The organism is Moritella sp., assembly GCF_033791185.1.
Taxonomy (GTDB): domain Bacteria; phylum Pseudomonadota; class Gammaproteobacteria; order Enterobacterales; family Moritellaceae; genus Moritella.
In genome coordinates, this window is record NZ_JASJHF010000297.1 from 1 (window position 1) to 18,715 (window position 18,715).

Sequence of the window (18,715 nt, forward strand, 5' to 3'; positions counted from 1 at the left end):
TGGGATTTGAACCTTATTATAACTGGTCCAGTTATGTTATTTTCTATTCGTTCGACATAATCCGTAAACTCGATATTAATAATAGCGTCGCGGATATTGCCATCAAAATCTTGTTCCAAAAATAGGTAGTCGGTACCAGGAAAAAATTGCACAGAAACATCAATTATCTGATTTTCTTGTACGCTTTTTGCCTCTTGTACAAGGTTATACCAATCATGAACCGAACTATCCCTAACTCTTAATCCTTGCCGTTCTTCATCCAGCTCAGCCATTTTACTTTCAAATACATGTTGCATAACACTGTAAGTGTTATCACTATCATCGTTAATTAGCTGAGTCATTTCATCGAGTTTAAACCCCATCTGTTTATAATATTTTATAACAGGTATAAGGTGTATGCTGTCATCGTTATAGTAACGATAATTGTTGCAATTAGACCGTTGTGGTTTAACTAATCCTATCTTGTCATAATACCGAAGTGCTTTCGTTGAAACGTTACACAATTTACTGGCATCACCAATTGAATACTTAGCATTTTTGTTCAATTTATACTCCTCACAACTAGTTGTGATTAGTAAATAAAATGGGAGCATGATAGAACACTCCCAACCAACTTTTATCAATCAGTAATATAACGATTAATGGTCTCAGCACCTTCTTTATGTGCTTTGAAGTATAAAATCAGCTCATTATCTGTGGACATTTCACTGCCTACTGACTCAATCAAACCGTTGGCTTCAGCTGTTAACAAAGCATCTAAAATAGCCCCTTTGGTAAAAGCTTTAAAGCCACCATATTCTGGACGGAGTACGTCCATGACTTCAATAGCACTGGCTTTTTCAACTGCAGTAAAAAATTTCAATATTGCATAATTTAATGGTTTCATTGGTTGTTATCCTTCTTGAATAGATCCATTGGATTCATAGCGATTACAAAAATACCGAAAATCATGATTATCGCTGCAACCCATGCAATCGGAGCCATCGTCCAACCGGCAATGCCAAAAGCGATACCTAAAACTAACCAACAACACAAAGGGCCCCAGAAAGAGAATGTGCCATTACAAGCCATACCTAATGCAGCACCACACATCGCATTACCCTTGTACCAGAACATGAAGGCACCATATGCAGCTAAACCAGCAACAACGAAGAATATTATTGATTCAGAATCAGCTACAGCTTCGAACACCATCGCGTAACCATTTTCGCCACCAATGTAGGCAAATAAAGGAATTAAAATAAGTAAGTTGGTTAATCCAGAAGTGACTTGACGGATAGTAATGCCGATCTCTGGATCAATCATAGAAGTGCCGTAACCCGCAACACATCCTTCGATACCCCAAAATAGAGCTGCAATGAAGCCAAAGCCGATACCTAACATAACAACTGAAGTATCACCGTCAGCAAGTCCAGCTGAGCCACCAATAAGCACACTAGCCCCAAAGCAGATCGCAATACCTAACATCATGCGAGGCGATAGTTCTTGCTTGAAAATAATACGAGCTAAGATGGCACCAATCGCAGGGCATAGGGCACTAATAGGCACAACAATAGATCCTGCCATCTGTAACCCTACGACATAAGCAGTACTCGCCAAGGGACCACCAATAATAGCTGAACCAACCATTATCGCACCGGGCTTGGTTCTTATTGAGCGAAAAAAATCACCTAAGCGACCACGCGCAGCTGCGATGCCCAGTGCCCACACAGCACTACATGAATCGGTAAGAGCGGCACCAATGGCTGCAAGAAGGAATGTTGTTGCGAATGCAGAGAGACCAGAGCCTTCTCCATACCAAACAGTCCAAATGCCCATCGACATAGCTAGGGTCATGAAGGCGGTATAAAATCCGTATGAGAGTCCTGAAAATAAAGCGGTAGACATTCCTTTAACACGAAAGTCACTCCGTAGCTTTTTTTCAGCACTATCAGCGGTAAGAATACCGAGATCATCAGTTAACGATTTTGATTGTTCCATATAATCAGACGTCCTATTGGTTATTTGAGTTTTTACTCTATTTGTTATAGGTAGGTGTAGGGGAGATTGCTGAAACCATCCATAATTTCGGATACCAACAAACTCATAATTTATAAAAACCTAATCATTAATATGACGTAAAACAGTTGTCTCATGGGCATAAAACTCAGATGAAACCGTCTTATTTCTCCCGTCTTTATAGACAAATAGAGGCAAAAATCGCTCTGATATGAACACAGAATTGATTATCAAAAATAGTGTCATAAGCTGTCTTTTTCTTTTAACGAAAGAGCTACTTTCATAGTGCTGTAACCTGATTTGGTTTAATAAAAAATTAAACAAGGACTACCACTAAAGTGGTATTACCTCAGCTTTATCAGGTTATGCTTATTTTATAAAAGTTCAATTAACAATGACTGGTTTTGTGATATTAATCTGCGTACGTGCCATTTTAAAAAATAAACTGAGATCTAGCTACAGAAACACGACAGATCGTGTCGCAATAACCTTTAATATCAAAAGATTATATAAAATCGGTATTGCGGTATTATCCGATATAAGGAAGGTAGCTCCAGCATTAAATTGGGGGAAGGTGCCGTTGCCTACGCCCTTAAATGTGTTCGGTTAAATAAAAACCGAACACATTTGAAGTGGGTGGATTTATCGAATACTTCTAACTTATAAATCACTAAGCCTTGAAATCACCAAGCCTTTTGTAATAAGCGAATCACATCCTCATAGGATGGTTTTTTGGGATTAGTAGTAGTACATATATCTTGAAGAATATTATTTACCATCGCTGGCATATGATTTATATATTCATCTTTATTAATGTCTAAATCACTAATTTTATATGGTATATCTAAAGATGCGTTAAGTTGACGAACCGCCTTTAATAGATTATTCGTTCCTTCATCCATAGATGAAGCAGGCAAGCCCAAACAGTGAGCAATATTTTGATACTGAAAACCAGAATCAAAGCCATTAAATTCAATTACATAAGGCAATAAAACTGCATTTGCCACGCCGTGCGGTATATGAAAAAGACCACCTAGGCTATGAGCAACACTATGAGTAATCCCTAGCCCGCTATTATTAAAGGCCATACCAGCCATACAGGATGCTAGGATAAGCTGCTCTCGCGCTTCCATATCGTCACCATTTGCATAGGCACGAGGCAAATATTTGAAAACAATCTTAATCGCAGTTTCTGCATAAATCGATGTGAAAATATTTGTTTTAGTGGATACATATGCTTCAATCGCATGGGTTAATACGTCCATACCTGTCGCAGCTGTAATAGATGATGGCATTGTACGTGTAAACCGCGCATCCAATATCGCAAGATCAGGGATGAGCATATCATCCTGAAGAGGAATTTTTAGGTTATTTTTTTTATCTGTAACGACTGCAATAGAGGTGACTTCAGACCCTGTACCACTGGTTGTAGGGACGACTGCAAGATAAGGAGGTTGACGCAACAAATCAGCATGATTTGAAAAATAAGCGATGGCTTTAGCAGCATCAATTGCTGACCCCCCTCCTATGGCAATAATTATATCTGCTTCGCTTTTCATGAAAAGGTGTGTAGCAATAGTTATTGTATCTAAGGACGGGTCTGCTTCAACTTTGTCAAAAATGGTACATAAAACGCCCATTGACAGATGACTTTTTACCTCTTCTACGAAGCCTGTTTTAGCGATAAAAGCGTCAGTCACGATAAAAACATGTTTCCCAGGTAACGTTTTAAGGTTATCCATAGAACCTTCGCCATAGCAAACCTTTGTTTTTGCATAAAAATGTGTCATAAATTACTCCCTAAATTTTATTATCAGAATTTAAACTCTGATAATAAAATTCATAACTACTCTGTTTGATATTTTGAGAAAATAAAAACTGTATTGCTACCCAGGATAGAAATACAGTTTTAAAACAAATATAGGCAGTTAGAGCTTATATTTTTTATCTACTCAAGTAATGACAAAAAATTATTTGCTAGAATTAGGTAGTACGTTTTCTACTTCATTATGAGGGCGAGGGATAACGTGTACACTTACAAGTTCACCAACATTAGCAGCAGCTACTGCACCAGCATCTGTAGCTGCTTTTACCGCACCTACATCGCCACGTACCATAACAGTCACTAATCCACTACCTACTTGTTCGCGACCAACAAGTTCAACATTTGCAGCTTTTACCATTGCGTCAGCGGCTTCAATTGCGGCAATTAAACCTTTAGTTTCAACCATACCTAGTGCATTCATATTTTTATCTCCTATATATTATTTTATTATTTGCCTGACTGCGGCAAAATAGTTTCTATTTCAGAATGTGGACGAGGAATAACATGTACGCTAACTAACTCACCAACGTTGCTAGCAGCTGCTGCACCTGCATCTGTCGCTGCTTTTACCGCACCGACATCCCCACGTACCATAACAGTCACTAATCCACTGCCTACTTGTTCACGACCAACAAGCTCAACATTTGCAGATTTTACCATTGCATCAGCGGCTTCAATTGCGCTGACTAAACCTTTGGTTTCAACCATACCTAAAGCACTCATATCCTACCTCATTGTTTATTAATAGTTTTTACTATACGACAGCTCATTTCTTGTAGCTGTTTTACATCTGTCACGCCAAAATCTTGTTTCAATATGGCCGCTATAGAGTAAAAAGTTTTTTCTGTACAGCCAGTGGCTACTAGCTTAATACAACCTTCACAGACACAGTCGATATCACATTGAACTGCATCAGATTCTGTTGGCGAGCAATGCTTAATCGCAATACCTCGTTTAGATAATTCATCTTTCGCACTTGGCGTTAAGATAATGCTTCCATCAAGATAAATAGCATTGCTCTTAGTACAAATGTGTTTATCTAGATTTCTTACTTCTACCAGTGTTTTCTTCATGTTTACCTCACACCTATTATCGCTTTGACCAAGTCAGGTTCTGGGCGAGCAAGTACTGTCGATTCAATATATTTTGAACCTAAAAATTCTTTGGCTACATCATCCGCTTCTTCAACCGCAGCAAGTTCTCCGCTAAAAAGAAAATAAGATTTTCCACAGATCCCTAACCCTGTAACAAGGCGGATCAGGCTAATATCGGCGCTCTTTATAGCAACGTCGGCGGCAGCGATTCCTGCTGAGACAGTGCTCGACTCCACCAGACCAATTGCTTGGTCTGTTTTTATCGGCAGTCTTTTTTTCAGTACCATGACCAATTCAGGTGACACACCGGAAATAACAAAATCTCCAGTGAGTCTTTTCGTTAATCTGGCATGACCAACAGCCATTTCAACATCAGCTTGCTTTCCAGAAACAAAAATAAGGTATCTTCCTGAACAAATAGTGGAAGCTCTAACGAGTTTCACGTCAGATATCTTAAGCATTTCATCTGCAAGCTTTACACCTGAGGCAATAGTTTTTGCTTCAACAACGCCGAGTGTATCCATCTATTACTCCGATTTAACCTGAATTTGATCAATAATACCGACAATAGCGGCGTCGACAGGCGCGTCTACGTTTTTTATCGCCATACGTGCAGAACTGCCTGTAACAACTAACACTTGCTCACCAGTACCAGCACCAACACAATCTACGGCCACAAAGCTATTTTTTTTCTCTGGTAAAATGGGGTCCTGATACTGGACAACCATAAGCTTAAGACCATTAAGCGTGTTCTCTTTACGAGTAGCCCAAACATTTCCAATCACTTCACCTACGATCATAATGAGCTCACTTATAGCGTTTTATAAATATTAATCTGGGACAATTTAGCTTGTTCCATCGCAAGAGGTGTTACTACACTCTCTTTTGTTACATGCATTTCATTCGCACCTTTCAGTGCTGCTAGCTCGACATCTTTTTCCGCGATGAGCTTGTGCCAACAGCGAGTGATCGGTTCTGGATCTGGTTTGAAAGATGCCAGGCCAAACGAACTTAATGTGCTTTCATGCTGCATATAGAGCTTGTATAAACCCGGTGAAGCCGTGTTTTCATATGTTTTGTATTCATAATCAAGCACTTCAACAACAGTTCCCTCAAGTAACAGACGTAATACAGCTTCAGTCATAGAACCTTTAGCTTGACCCGATGCAAGCTCTGCCATATCTCCGCAAGATAATTGCGGAATCACATAGCGCGCCATTTCATTTACTGGGTGACTATCACCCAGAAAATGAAGTTCAACATCGTTTGCGTTAAGGCATTTTAGAGTCTGCTCTTCCACCAGCTTGGAGTAAGTGCTAAGAACCATCACGTGCGTCTTGTTACTACCAGAAGAATCTTCTTTTAGTTCGCGAAGCACACGTTCAACGATGGTTTTTATTAAAATATCTGAATCCATAATATTGCCTTATGACGTCACTATATTGAGCTGTTAGTAGCCTTTCTTTTAGCTATAATTCGGCCTTTACTCTCTTTGTTCCAGCACACACTGTTGCCTTCATCAATATCAATATGCATGGCTAGTGCAAAGCTATCATTGACACGAACTAACACTTCTTCGAGGACTAATGCGCGGTCACCGTCAAGGTGGACACTGACAATGTCTTTATCAGCAAGACCAAAACGTTCTGCATCTTTGCTATTCATATGAATGTGTCTCGCCGCAACAATAACGCCTTCTTCGATGCCGACAACGTTGTTCTGTGCAGACAGGATAATGCCAGGAGTACCAGCTATGTCTCCAGACTGACGAAGAAGGGCTTTGATACCTAAAATACGAGCATCAGCCTTAGAAATTTCCACTTGCGAACTAGCGCGATTTGGACCAAGAACGGCAACATTGTCAATGACACCTTTAGGGCCAATTAAACGGATACGTTCTTTGCACAAGAATTGTCCCGGCTGAGACAGCTCTCGTACTTTTGTTAGTGGACCACCAAAGAGTACTTGTGCATCTTGCTCGCTTAAATGAACATGTTTTGCTGAAATTTCGACAGGGATAGTATCGGTACTGTTGATCGCCATTTCCGGCGCGTTATACGTGAACGGAGAAGTAACCGTCGACGGCTGAACCTGTGCTGTTTGATAAGACGCTTGATAAGACAATTCACCAGTATCATAAGCAATGCGACGAATATCAAAAAGGTGTTTTGGTGTTACGTTGTCAGAAGTCGAACTCCCACCAACGGCGCCGCAACCCAAAGTAAAGGATGGGAATAAGTTAGTCGATAGACCAACCGCGCCGTGAGTCGACGGCGTATTCACTAGCATACGTGAAACCGGCTTTTTCAAGCCAAATGCACAGATAACCGCTTCATCTTTTGAGTGGATAGCCAATGAGTGACCAACACCACCGTTGTGCAGCAGTTTAATCGACAATTCACACGCTTCATTCCAATCCTCTACTGTGTAGTAGCCAATTAGCGCAGTGAGTTTTTCTTTCGAGAATGGGTATGCACGACCAACACCTGACTCTTCACCAATAAGTAATCGTGTGCCTGCTGGTACTGTAATACCAGCTAAGTTAGCAATATACAGCGCATCACGTCCGACGATAGCAGGGTTCATTGCACCATTAGGGCGTTCCATCACTTTCTTCACTTTTTCAAGGCATTCACCTTGAAGGAAGTAACCGCCTTGTGCTTTCAGTGTTTCTCTTACCTGTGCATCGATAACGTTATCGGTAATAATCGCTTGTTCTGACGCACAAATCGTCCCGTTATCAAACGTCTTACTCGCCATGATTTTAGTGACGGCATCGTTGATATCTGCAGTGCGCTCGATATAAACTGGCACATTACCTGCGCCAACCCCAAGTGCAGGAGTACCTGAACTGTAAGCAGCCTTAACCATACCCGGACCACCTGTTGCCAGAATAAGGTCCACTTTACGCATCAACTCACCGCTGCCTTCAATCGTTGGAATGCTCATGACACTGACCATGTCAGGGCTGACACCACATGCTTGAAGTGTTTCACGGATAAGTGAGACTGTTTTCCCGATACATTTACTCGCACTCGGGTGCGGAGTAAATACGATAGCATTACCCGATTTCAAGGAAATGAGAGACTTGTAAATCGTTGTAGACGTTGGGTTTGTCGACGGAACAATACCCGCAATAACGCCGATAGGGACGGCCACTTCGACTATTTTTTTAGATAAATCGTTATTGAGAATACCGATGGTTTTCATGTCTTTAATGGCAGCGTACAGTTTTTCACTCGCCAATAAGTTCTTACTGATTTTGTCTTCTACTTTACCAAAACCGGTTTCTTCGACTGCTAAACGAGCAAGTTCACCAGCCTGTTTCGTCGCTGCGTCAGCAATCGTTTTAACAATCGCATCAACACGCTCTTGACCTAGCTGAGAAAATTGACTTTGCGCTGTGCGCGCTGAGCTAACTAAGGCTCTCGCTTCTTGAATTGATAATAGATCTTTATCTACCATTATTTACGCCCTTCATTGGTTTGACTCTCACGTATAAACTTAATTAACGTCTTTTTAGTCGCTTTTTTAATGTCCACTTTTGTGTTCAGTTCTGGTAGCTTGTTAGCTATCTCACGCAAATTTTTCAAATTCATTTTCTGCAATTCAGATGCACTGTATTCAGGCGACTTATCTTCAACAGATTTAGACGTTGTTTCATCCTCAATAACAGATGCAACTTCTGCAGCTGGCGATGTCATTTCAATCGGCGACGCGACAGTGGCTGGTTTTTTCTTAGCAATGACTGGCACTTCTTCAGAAATAACGGGCGCTTTCTCTGCGATTGCATTTGTGTCTTCGATAACAGTAGGTGTTTCTTCGCTAGCAGCTTGAGTTTCCTCAACAACAGCTGGGCTTTCCTCTGCAGCAAGTTCCTCTGTTTCAACCTGTTTTGAACTTTCAGCATGTATTGCTGATGTCGATATAATGTTTTCTAAAGATGTACTAGGTCTGGCAATAACATGCTTTGAAATCAATAAGCTTGGGTTAAGACGAGTAATAGAAGCTGTCGCAGACTCAATCGCGGCTTGCACGGCAGACACTTCGCCTGTCACCGTAATCGTAATGAGACCACCAGTCGCAGAGCTTTTATCTAGCAAAGTGACATCTGCCGCTTTAAGCATGACATCTGCACCTTCAATCGCCGCTAATAGCCCTTTTGTTTCAATCATTCCGATAGCATTCATCATACTTCCCCTTAATACTCACATCATGGTTAGTGCGCGATAAGCGCAACAGCTATGCCGTGACCTTGTAAATAATTCTCTACTTTTACTAATTCGTCTTGTGTGAATTTCTGAGCATCCTCAAAAGGATACTTCCAACCAAGTTGATTATATTTATGTACCCCCATCTTGTGATAAGGCAATAAATCAATCCCTTGTAAGTTTTTAAAATCTTTATAAGGTGATAAAAATTCTAATAACAAACGCAGATTTTCTTCACTATCATTGACGCCTTTAATCAGTGGAATACGGATCTTAACGTTGTGGTTGTTATCTAAAAGCCACTTCAAATTATCCAATATCAGCTCATTACGAACACCTGTTACACGGTGATGTTCTTCTGGGATCATGTGCTTAACGTCATACAAAAACAGGTCTGTATGTTCTGCTACGCCAACAACGACTTCTCGTTTTGCATAGCCACATGTTTCTATCGCTGTATTAATACCAGCATATTTGCATGTCGCCAGTAAATTCGTTGCCGCTTCAGGTTGCATAAGCACTTCGCCACCACCAAGCGTTACACCGCCACCTGTGTGATAAAAGTGTCTATCTTCTTCAATAATTTCAAGTAATTCGGTAATGCTTTTATCTTCGCCTGTCACTGCTAATGCATTCGTTGGACAAACGTCAACGCACTTCCCACAGCCCGTACAATTGATATCCCTCACCTTATGTTCAAAGGTCACTGGATCTAAGTAATGGGTATCTGTTGGGCACTCCTCTACACACATTCGACATTGCGTGCACAAATCCTGTTTAAATAAGATTTGATGATGATACTTTTGACCTTCCGGATTTGAGCACCATACGCAACGTAAAGGGCAACCTTTAAAAAATACAAGCGTACGTATACCCGGGCCATCATACATATTGTATTTTTGTATATTAGATATACGTGCTTTTCTTTCTATCATGGTATATGTCATTCCTAAGGCTTACTCCTGCCTCATCTGGGCAGGAGTAACGATGGACTAAAGGTTATTTAGTACTGTACGACTGATGATTTCATCTTGTACGTCTTTACATAGCTCTCCAAAGAAAGCACTGTAACCCGCCACTCGAACCACTAAATCACGATATTTTTCAGGGTTCTTTTGCGCTGCGATTAACACATCATTATCGAGGTAGTTAAATTGCATCTCACCATTACCGAGCATACTCGCGGTACGGATTAGGGTGATAATGCCGTCTTCACCTTCTCGTGTATCAAGCAGTCCTGACATCAGTTTGAAGTTATGCACCATGCCAATATTCATGTAATCATTGCCCATCTTAGAGACGGAATTAATGATCGCTGTTGGGCCTTTGTAATCAGCGCCTTGAGTCGGGCTGATACCATCTGATAATGGAGACCAAGCTTCACGACCGTTCGCCGATGCAGCAAGCAATTGACCAAATGGCGTGTTGTTTGACATAGATAGCGTGCCATGACTCAATACCGAGTAAAGCGTCTTAAACTTACGGTGTTCTTTTTCGGTGAAGTACACTAAATCTGTTGCTATATCATCGGCATAGTTATCATCGTTACCGTACTTCGGCGCCGCCAAGCAATCCGCTTTGATTTGCTCATAACCAACAAAGTCTGCTTTTAGTGCTGCATTCATTTGCTCTAATGTGTACTTCTTATCATCAAATACCAGCTTCTTAATTGCAGCCATTGAATCGACATAAGTTGCAAGACCACTCCAAACAACACCTGGGCCAAAGTTATACATTGCGCCACCAGCAGATACATCTTTACCCGCTTCCATACAGCCTTCAAATAGCATTGACATCAATGGCTTTGGCACGTAATCACGGTGAACTTTCTGAGATATTACAGTTGCAACATTGGTCCATTTAGTCACGTATTTAATCTGTTCTTTAACCGTGAATTCGAATTTTTCGTAAGTGTCGTACTGGCTAAGTGGACCAAAATCAGGACAAACTTGCTGTCCATACCAAAGTGGCACGCCACCATTAAGTACTAATTCAATACAGATTGGCCATTGCGTCCAACCCGTTGCAGTCCATTGATAAAGGCGACCAGATTTTTGTGGTTCAACACACCCCATTAAGCAATAGTCGCGTGCATCTTCCATCGAGACGCCTTTCGCAAGCATCATCTTGATGTGTGCATCGTCAAAGTGAACTGCTGGGAAACCCATACCAGCGCGGATAACATCAATGATCTTACGCAGGTATTTTTGTGGTGATTTATTATGAACACGCGTTGCTAATGTCGGTTGATAAATACGAACATGGCGCACTGCATCCATCAGTAGATAGGTTAATTCGTTGGTTGCGTCACGGCCTTCACGCGTCACACCGCCCACACACATGTTGACGAATGGTTGGTAACCAGCGAAGAATTTTGACCCAGCTTCATTATTCAGCCACATCATTTCTGACATTTTAACGAGCATACAACCAGCAAGATCAAACGCTTCGTACTCGTTCATACGACCAGCTTTGATATCTGCCATGAACAGGTCATACATATATTGGTCAACACGGCCAATAGACATACCAGTTTGGTTTTCTTCAATTAGAAGTAATGATTGGATCGTACATACCGCTTGTAGCCCTTCCCAGAATGTTTCTGGACGGTGAGCAGGTACGCGTGCATTCACTTCTGCAATTCTTTGCAATTCTTGTTTACGACGCGGATCTGTTTCTTTTGCTGCAAGTTGAGCTGCATGCTCAGATAGGCGTTTAGCATAAACCATCACACCTTCAGCCGTTTCGATGACTGATTTATAGAAGTAGATTTTTTCTACATCGTCTGAATTTTCATAATCTAATTCATCCAACTTTTCTTGTGCTTCACGTTGGATGTCTAACATGCCTTTTTTCATGACGATAACGTCATAACCAGGGTTAGAGTCACCACCACCGCTTATCGCATGGTAAGAGCAATCGGTTACATAAGATTCACCCGATAATTCCCACAATCCTGCTTCACGGTATAAGCCTTCACAGTGCTCATCAACTGAACGCTCTTCCCAGTAAGGGAAAATATCTTCTTTCAGTTCTTTTTTATCTTCTTCCGCTAAGTGGTATGGGTCTTGTGCACGTGTGCCGATAGTTTCCAGCTCATCGCGCAACCAACGCCAAGAAAGATCAGGAGAGAAACAACCTGCGCGAGGTTTACCGCAAGGTGCGCCTACAAGTAATTCGTTATCTTGAATTAATAACTCTGCTTGTTGACAGTTACGCAGGAAGCTTTTACTGCGTAAAAGAATTGGTGGCATGCCAACGTTTTCTTTATAAACATTGGTAATAATACGTGCGCGGTTAATATTGATAGATGGCACATGTGTCATAAAGTTTTCTTTAAGTTTCACATGTCTTTCTGTAGGGCCATCAGGTATATCAGTACCCATTGGCGATACTGTTGGTTCAACAGCAGCCTGAGAAAACGCTTCTTTCGATACATTTTCAAAAATTTTCTTTAATGAACTGCGCTCTGCGTCCGTTAAATTTTTAGTCGCTTCCTCAAGCTTATTCGAAAAACTCTGAAGATCCATGTTCGGTCACCCCTACGTTAGGTTTGTTGTTTAACGTTAAATGTTTAATATTGAATATTTATATCTTTAGCTGTTTTGTATCATTCTGAGTGCGTCTTGAATTACTTTCTGGACAGCGTCTATAGAACGATCGTGATATTGAATTATTGGTTCTTGCTTAAAAGGTACTTCGTCTACCTGTCGCACCCCATAACCAACTTTTCGTATATAAATTAAATTACTTGGAGATACATTATCCGCCGTCATTCCTTGTCCGTAAGAACGATTGGCAAGTGAGACTGAAGGAATTAAATTTGTAGTTAAACCAATGCCACCAAAAGAGGCTGGTGTGTTAACCAATAATCGACCGACCGATTTTTTCAATGCAAAAAGTGAAATAACTTCTTCATTTTTTGAGTGAATGGTCAGCGTATGTGCATTACGAACGTGAAGCAGTAGCTCAATACATTTTTCGCATGCATCTTGCCAATCATCTTCAACATAGTAAGCCAGCATCGGCGCTAAAAGTTCGCGAGAGTAAGGGTCGCTTTTTGCTACATATTTACGCTCTGCAACTAAAAGGCGCGTATTATCTGGAACCGAAATGTTGGATCTACTTGCTAACTGTTTCGCTGAAACACCGACCATGCCTGGTCTGTGTTTTCCCGATTCAGAGAATAAAAGGTTTGCAAGGGTGCATGACTCTTCTTCAGTCATGAAATAAGCACCTTGTGCTTGCATTAATGAACGTACTTGAGGCTCAATACATGAGTCGACAATAATTGAATGTTCTGCGCCTGAAGCGATGCCATTGTCGAATACTTTACTCGACATGATATCTTTAACAGCTTGTGGAACATCTGCGCTACGCTCGATAAAAGCAGGGCCGTTGCCAGTGCCACTATAAATGACAGGCTTCCCTGAAAAACGCCCTAATTCCGCCATACCAGGCACACCTGAAATTAAAATCAAAGATGTATTAGGGTGATTTAATAATTCTTTTGTCCCATCTCTTGTCACTGTATCCATGTAGGCCAGTGATCCTTGAGGCAGACCATTCTGTTCCGCGGCCTCAATCATGCAATCTAAAGCTGCTTTGATGCATTTAGTTGCGTGTGGATGAGGGGAGAATACAATGCTATTACCAGACTTGATTGCAATAAGTGCTTTATAAATGGTTGTTGATACAGGGCTAGTCACAGGGCACAATCCAGCTAAAACGCCAAAAGGCACACCGATATCCATTGTGCGTTGTGTATCATCTCTTGCGATGACACCAACGCATTTGAGAGTGCGTAAATAGGTAACCACCTGTTGAAGAACGAACAGGTTTTTTGTCACTTTATCTTCCCAGTAGCCGTAGCCAGTCTCTTCAGCAGAGATTTTTGCTAAGCGTTCAACTTGTGTTGAGACACTCTCCGCCATGGCCTCGACAATGGCATCAAGTTTCTCTTGAGAAAATGTCGCTAATTCTTGATGTGCTTTAGCAGCATTCTCCATAAGAACCCTTGATTCTTGTATGGAAACTAAGTCCTTATCCATTATCATAATCAGCCCTGCCTAATTGCTTGCTTGTCCAAGTATTTGCAAAGCTTATCTTTAACCTTAAGGGCAAGGTCAACACATCTACCTCTTTAATGATAGAAAAGTGTGAAGTGGAATATACTTCAATCTATTATTTTAAAGGAGGAAGATATTAGGCGTAGGTTATTTTACAATTGCGTTATACCTACGCAATCATAATTTAACTTTTCTGTAAAATAATTAATAATCTCTTGAACGGCTGTTTCGACACTGGAGACATCACCGGTGACAATGAGAGAACCGCATGAGCGATCTAAAAAGCCAATACTGACTGCCGCAGCTTTAGTTGCTACATCCGCGGCAATAATGGCACCTTCACTCGGTGTAATGTTCAGGATACCTATCGCATTACCATTTTCTTTATCGAGATCTAACACAGAAAAAAGTTCAGGCTGGGGGTTAGAAATAACATGCGCTAAGGTAATTTGTTTACCAGGCACATGTTCCTGAATTATGCGTTGTTTAATTTCTTCATGCATAAGAATGTTCCTTTTTAGAGCTCGGCAATGATTAAATAATATATTTAAATAGTTCTTTGCTAGGTGCTGGGATGACAACATGACTCAATACAGGCCCTGATTCACCTACACCAGCAACACCAGCCTCGACAGCCGCTTGTACTGATGAAACATCACCAGACAATATAACGAACGCCTTACCTGCTAAACCAGCAGCAAAGCGGATATCAACCACCTCAACATTCGCCGATTTTGCAGCCGCGTCTGCAGCTAGAATACCAGCGGCGCAGGTATATACTTCAATCACACCAAGTGCAGCGATATCACCAACATCAGGCACACCTTGAAGCGCGGCAGCGACTGAAGCATCTACGCGAGGGATAGTGAAATGGTCGATGACCATCATAGATCCGATAGCACAACCTGATTCAACGCTACTTGTCACGGCAGATGTATCGCCAGAGACAACGATGAGATAGCGACCAGGGCACGTTGTTTTTGCCATGACTAAATTCACACTCGCAGCCTTTATCATTGCATCTGCGACTTGGATACCCACAGCTACGCTATTTAGTTCAACACAACCTATTGTTTGCAATTGCATAACACTCACCTATTATTTTTTAATTGTTATTACGTTGTTTGCTATGGCAGAGACAACACCAGTAATGCTTGAATGTATTCTAGAGCCCATGCTTCCTTCAGGAATTTCACCAATACATTGTCCCTTTTCAACACTATCACCCACATTTACCAGGCAAATGGCTGGCGCACCAATATGTTGAGACAATGGAATAAATACCTCATTAGGTACTAATTTCCCACCATAGACGGTGTGAACGTCATACTTAGCTAAATCAAGGCGTTGAATAAGACGCTGAGTCGGAATACGACGATTTAACCTAAATGGATGTGCCTCTTGCGGCTCGCCAGTCGTTTCTAAACGAACACCACCTTCTCTCAACGCTTTCTTAATTTGTGCATTGAGTTCACGTGGAGAAAGCCCCATTGGACAAGCGAATTTTTCACACACACCGCACTCTGAACAAAGCAGTGCTTTATGCGCTTCTTTATTATCGAGAATATTGTCCGCACTGATTCTAGTGAGTTTGTGGGGTTGTATGTCGTGTCCTAACAAGAAACGAGGGCAAAGTTCTGTACATAAGGTACATTGACAACAAATTGAGGTTGTCATTTTACGGACTTGCTGAGGAGCCATGATTTTTCGAGCTACTACGTTATGCTCAGGAGGAAGCACTAAAATACCACTCGTTGTTTTAGTTATCGGATTGCTTATGTCTGATATAACACGCCCCATCATTGGTCCGCCATCGACAACAACGTAATCTTCTATCGTTGTACCGCCTGCATACTCAATCACTTCTGCAGCCGTAGTTCCTACCGATGCTCGAATCACCATGGGTGTTTTGACAGCGCCAAAAACAGTAAGATAGCGGTCAGTTACAGTGACATCATCAAGCGCTAATCCTATGTTGTAAAACGTTTCTACGTTACTGACTACAGCCCCAACATGAAGGGGTAATTTACCTTGAGGGATCGTTCTATCAAGCACTTCATGTACCAATACGTGTTCATCACCGATTGGATAGAAGTTTTCTAATTCGAATATTTCGATACGCGGATCATTAAACTCTTCAACGACTGTGCGTATGGATTTTAATGCCGCCTTATGTTTTGCTTTCAGACATACAATGCCACGACTAGCCTGAGTTGCCTCTATCATAGCGACAACACCTTTGAGCATTTCTTTACCCTTATTTTCAATAAGGTAAGGATCACTCATAAGAAGAGGTTCACAAGATGCCCCATTTACTAATACCGTGTCTACTGTCGTATCTGCCTTAATATGGGTTGGTAATCCTGCTCCACCACCACCGACAATGCCAGCATTTTTTATAATATTTATAATACCTTTATTCATCTCACTTTCCTTTAATACTCACATCATGGCTAGTGCGCAACAGTCGTAACAGGTATGCCACTTCCTTGCAAATCACTCTCTGCTTTTAATAATTATTTTTGTAAACCTCAAATCGTCATCGACAGGGTTTTATAGCAAAGGTGTTATTCTGGAATAATGGACTTAGCGCCATACAAAAAAAGATCTGTAAGCGCTGCGATTCCAATATTCATTTATCTTGTAGCAATCAACGGAATAAACAGTCTGCTACTTTAAATAGATAATTTAAGGTAATAAATTCTTGACATTGTACAATTGCGTAATTTTGATTAGATCAGGATGTGGAGATGGGATAACAACGGAACTATAAACTTCCGCCCCCATGTTTTCAACGGCTTTAACACCAGCTTCAACTGCAGATGTACAAGCAGAAACATCGCCTCGCACAAGCACTGAAATATAGCCAGATGCTACGTTTTCATAACCAACAAGTTCAACATCGGCAGCCTTAACCATTGCGTCAGCCGCTTCTAGCACGTACACAAGACCAAACGTTTCAATGAAAGCCATTGCCTTCGGACGTGTATTTGATTCACTTTCAGGCCCATCTACAGGTAAACCGTGAACAGAAACAACGTCGCCAATCGGTTTAATAGGACGTGGCATTGTGTTAAACGCGGTTAAGTTGCCTATACTTTTTGCCGCTTCAGCACCAGCACTTACGGATGCTTCGATTGCCGCTACATCACCTTTAACCATGATGGTAACCAGTGTGGAACCTACATTTTCATATGCGACTAGTTTTACGCTAGCCGTTTTAAGCATTGTGTCGGCCCCGTAAATAGCAGGTACCATTCCCAATGTTTCAATAAGACCTAACGCTTCTTCACCTTGGTATCTAATGAATTCACTCATTTTTGCTCCCATTTAATTTATCGTTTAACGAGTCAAAGTTCAGTTATCGCCAAGAGTAATCTACCCCTAAGGGGGAAGGTCAATGTGTTTTTAAAAAGTGGGTTTAGTTTTTTGAACACGCGCAAGTTATACACATGGCAGAGTAATCATCTGCGAGTGGAATGCCTAGCAAAGGACCCTGTAACAAACACCTAAAAATATAGTGCAATTATGTTCAGCTCTGATTTGTAAAACATAATCACATTTAAAAAATAAAATGATCAACAAGAAAGAACCAATGAATACATCATGGTAACGCTGTCGACTTTCTATTAACTAAAAAGCGAATGGGTAAGGAGAAAATTGTACGATAATCGTAACAAGGCTAAAGCAGACTTATTTGATTATATTGAAGTCTTTTACAACAAAATTATGTGTCTATAAAATAGAGGGTACATCAAACAAATCATTAATTTAAAATTGGAGGTGGGATAAAGATGATTCAGTGATGAAAATAAAACAAAGGCATAAAGTTAAATGTGACCACAAACAAAACAAGGTGCAGATGCACCTTGTTATATTTAGCTATAAAATTTTAACAGCTAATTAAAATACATAACCTACGCTAACCATGTATACCAATGGATCGATGTCTGTTTTAATTTTGTAACTATCAGTTCCAGCTTTGAATGTTACATCAGTACTGATATCCGCATACATCACTGATGCATTCACTAGCCATTTTTTATTAATTTTATAATCCACACCAACCTGCGCAGCTAGGCCAACAGAGTTACTCAAATCTAAGTCTGACAAACCTGCGCCAGTGCCCGTTGAGTTAAAGTCCGTATCAAAGAAAACGGTAAAGTTAATGCCTGCGCCAACATAAGGACGGAATTTAGAGCCTGAATCACCAAAGTAATATTGTGCTAATAATGTTGGTGGTAAATGACTAACCTCAGCAATGACGCCTGTCGCTTCAAGCGCAACTTCATGGGTAAATGGACTGGCTGCAACGAGTTCAATACCGATGTTATCTGTTGCCATGTAGGTAAAGTTAAGACCAAGTTGAGTATTATCATTCACTTGGAATTCACCTAAATTACCTAAACCAGTGATATTTACATCATCACTTGACTCATTTGGTGCGACAACCATAGCGCCGGCACGAACAATAATATCACCTTGTTGATGAGCGAAAGCAGGGACTGCAAGCGTTGC

Annotated in this window: 20 protein-coding genes and 2 pseudogenes; 1 reads left to right on the top strand and 21 read right to left on the bottom strand. The window is 41.0% G+C overall.

The window, feature by feature from the left end:
* The 20 genes and pseudogenes from QNK26_RS16820 to QNK26_RS16915 form a co-directional block, all read right to left on the bottom strand.
* A partial coding sequence (locus QNK26_RS16820) for a helix-turn-helix domain-containing protein (protein WP_319225120.1) occupies nucleotides 1-545 on the bottom strand: 545 nt, incomplete at its 3' end.
* A 74-nt stretch (nucleotides 546-619) separates the two neighbouring features.
* Nucleotides 620-886 carry a hypothetical protein gene (locus QNK26_RS16825; protein WP_319225121.1) on the bottom strand — a complete coding sequence of 89 codons (267 nt, stop codon included), beginning with the start codon at nucleotides 884-886 and terminating at the stop codon, nucleotides 620-622.
* A complete protein-coding gene (locus QNK26_RS16830) occupies nucleotides 883-1,980 on the bottom strand; it encodes a hypothetical protein (protein ID WP_319225122.1) in 1,098 nt (365 codons plus the stop codon). Before QNK26_RS16830 ends, QNK26_RS16825 begins: the two co-directional genes overlap by 4 nt.
* A gap of 701 nt (nucleotides 1,981-2,681) precedes the next feature.
* Nucleotides 2,682-3,788 carry a 1-propanol dehydrogenase PduQ gene (locus tag QNK26_RS16835; RefSeq protein WP_319225123.1) on the bottom strand — a complete coding sequence of 369 codons (1,107 nt, stop codon included), beginning with the start codon at nucleotides 3,786-3,788 and terminating at the stop codon, nucleotides 2,682-2,684.
* Nucleotides 3,789-3,968: 180 nt separating this feature from the next.
* Nucleotides 3,969-4,244 carry an ethanolamine utilization microcompartment protein EutM gene (eutM, locus tag QNK26_RS16840; protein ID WP_319225124.1) on the bottom strand — a complete coding sequence of 92 codons (276 nt, stop codon included), beginning with the start codon at nucleotides 4,242-4,244 and terminating at the stop codon, nucleotides 3,969-3,971.
* Between the two features lie 26 nt (nucleotides 4,245-4,270).
* Nucleotides 4,271-4,546, bottom strand: coding sequence for an ethanolamine utilization microcompartment protein EutM (eutM, locus tag QNK26_RS16845; protein ID WP_319225125.1), 276 nt, complete (start codon nucleotides 4,544-4,546; stop codon nucleotides 4,271-4,273).
* An 8-nt stretch (nucleotides 4,547-4,554) separates the two neighbouring features.
* Nucleotides 4,555-4,896 carry a hypothetical protein gene (locus QNK26_RS16850; RefSeq protein ID WP_319225126.1) on the bottom strand — a complete coding sequence of 114 codons (342 nt, stop codon included), beginning with the start codon at nucleotides 4,894-4,896 and terminating at the stop codon, nucleotides 4,555-4,557.
* A 2-nt stretch (nucleotides 4,897-4,898) separates the two neighbouring features.
* Entirely contained in the window at nucleotides 4,899-5,441 is a 543-nt protein-coding gene (locus QNK26_RS16855; RefSeq protein ID WP_319225127.1) for a BMC domain-containing protein, read from the bottom strand.
* A 3-nt stretch (nucleotides 5,442-5,444) separates the two neighbouring features.
* Nucleotides 5,445-5,717 (bottom strand): EutN/CcmL family microcompartment protein, encoded by a 273-nt coding sequence (locus tag QNK26_RS16860; protein ID WP_319225128.1) that lies wholly within the window; start codon nucleotides 5,715-5,717, stop codon nucleotides 5,445-5,447.
* 11 nt (nucleotides 5,718-5,728) lie between these two features.
* Entirely contained in the window at nucleotides 5,729-6,334 is a 606-nt protein-coding gene (locus QNK26_RS16865) for a hypothetical protein (RefSeq protein ID WP_319225130.1), read from the bottom strand.
* 20 nt (nucleotides 6,335-6,354) lie between these two features.
* On the bottom strand, nucleotides 6,355-8,382 hold the full coding sequence (locus tag QNK26_RS16870) for an acetaldehyde dehydrogenase (acetylating) (RefSeq protein ID WP_319225132.1): 2,028 nt from the start codon (nucleotides 8,380-8,382) through the stop codon (nucleotides 6,355-6,357).
* Entirely contained in the window at nucleotides 8,382-9,110 is a 729-nt protein-coding gene (locus QNK26_RS16875; RefSeq protein ID WP_319225133.1) for a BMC domain-containing protein, read from the bottom strand. Before QNK26_RS16875 ends, QNK26_RS16870 begins: the two co-directional genes overlap by 1 nt.
* Before the next feature lie 26 nt (nucleotides 9,111-9,136).
* Entirely contained in the window at nucleotides 9,137-10,063 is a 927-nt protein-coding gene (gene cutD / locus QNK26_RS16880; protein WP_319225134.1) for a choline TMA-lyase-activating enzyme, read from the bottom strand.
* 57 nt (nucleotides 10,064-10,120) lie between these two features.
* On the bottom strand, nucleotides 10,121-12,658 hold the full coding sequence (cutC, locus tag QNK26_RS16885; protein WP_319225135.1) for a choline trimethylamine-lyase: 2,538 nt from the start codon (nucleotides 12,656-12,658) through the stop codon (nucleotides 10,121-10,123).
* 66 nt (nucleotides 12,659-12,724) lie between these two features.
* Nucleotides 12,725-14,179 (bottom strand): aldehyde dehydrogenase family protein, encoded by a 1,455-nt coding sequence (locus QNK26_RS16890; RefSeq protein WP_319225137.1) that lies wholly within the window; start codon nucleotides 14,177-14,179, stop codon nucleotides 12,725-12,727.
* A 170-nt stretch (nucleotides 14,180-14,349) separates the two neighbouring features.
* Nucleotides 14,350-14,700, bottom strand: coding sequence for a BMC domain-containing protein (locus QNK26_RS16895; protein ID WP_319225139.1), 351 nt, complete (start codon nucleotides 14,698-14,700; stop codon nucleotides 14,350-14,352).
* Nucleotides 14,701-14,731: 31 nt separating this feature from the next.
* Nucleotides 14,732-15,283, bottom strand: a complete 552-nt coding sequence (locus tag QNK26_RS16900) for a BMC domain-containing protein (protein WP_319225140.1) — start codon at nucleotides 15,281-15,283, stop codon at nucleotides 14,732-14,734.
* A gap of 12 nt (nucleotides 15,284-15,295) precedes the next feature.
* Nucleotides 15,296-16,621 carry a 4Fe-4S dicluster domain-containing protein gene (locus QNK26_RS16905; protein ID WP_319225142.1) on the bottom strand — a complete coding sequence of 442 codons (1,326 nt, stop codon included), beginning with the start codon at nucleotides 16,619-16,621 and terminating at the stop codon, nucleotides 15,296-15,298.
* A gap of 264 nt (nucleotides 16,622-16,885) precedes the next feature.
* Entirely contained in the window at nucleotides 16,886-17,170 is a 285-nt protein-coding gene (locus QNK26_RS16910) for a BMC domain-containing protein (RefSeq protein WP_319225144.1), read from the bottom strand.
* A 96-nt stretch (nucleotides 17,171-17,266) separates the two neighbouring features.
* Nucleotides 17,267-17,527 (bottom strand): annotated as a pseudogene (locus QNK26_RS16915) (BMC domain-containing protein); the annotation flags it as partial.
* Between the two features lie 315 nt (nucleotides 17,528-17,842).
* On the opposite strand from QNK26_RS16915, the pseudogene QNK26_RS18855 reads away from it, so the two are divergent.
* A pseudogene (locus tag QNK26_RS18855) lies at nucleotides 17,843-17,938 on the top strand (hypothetical protein); the annotation flags it as partial.
* A gap of 162 nt (nucleotides 17,939-18,100) precedes the next feature.
* Here the strand turns inward: QNK26_RS18855 and ompW are convergent.
* The coding region (ompW, locus tag QNK26_RS16920) for an outer membrane protein OmpW (RefSeq protein ID WP_319225143.1) at nucleotides 18,101-18,715 on the bottom strand (615 nt) is incomplete at its 5' end.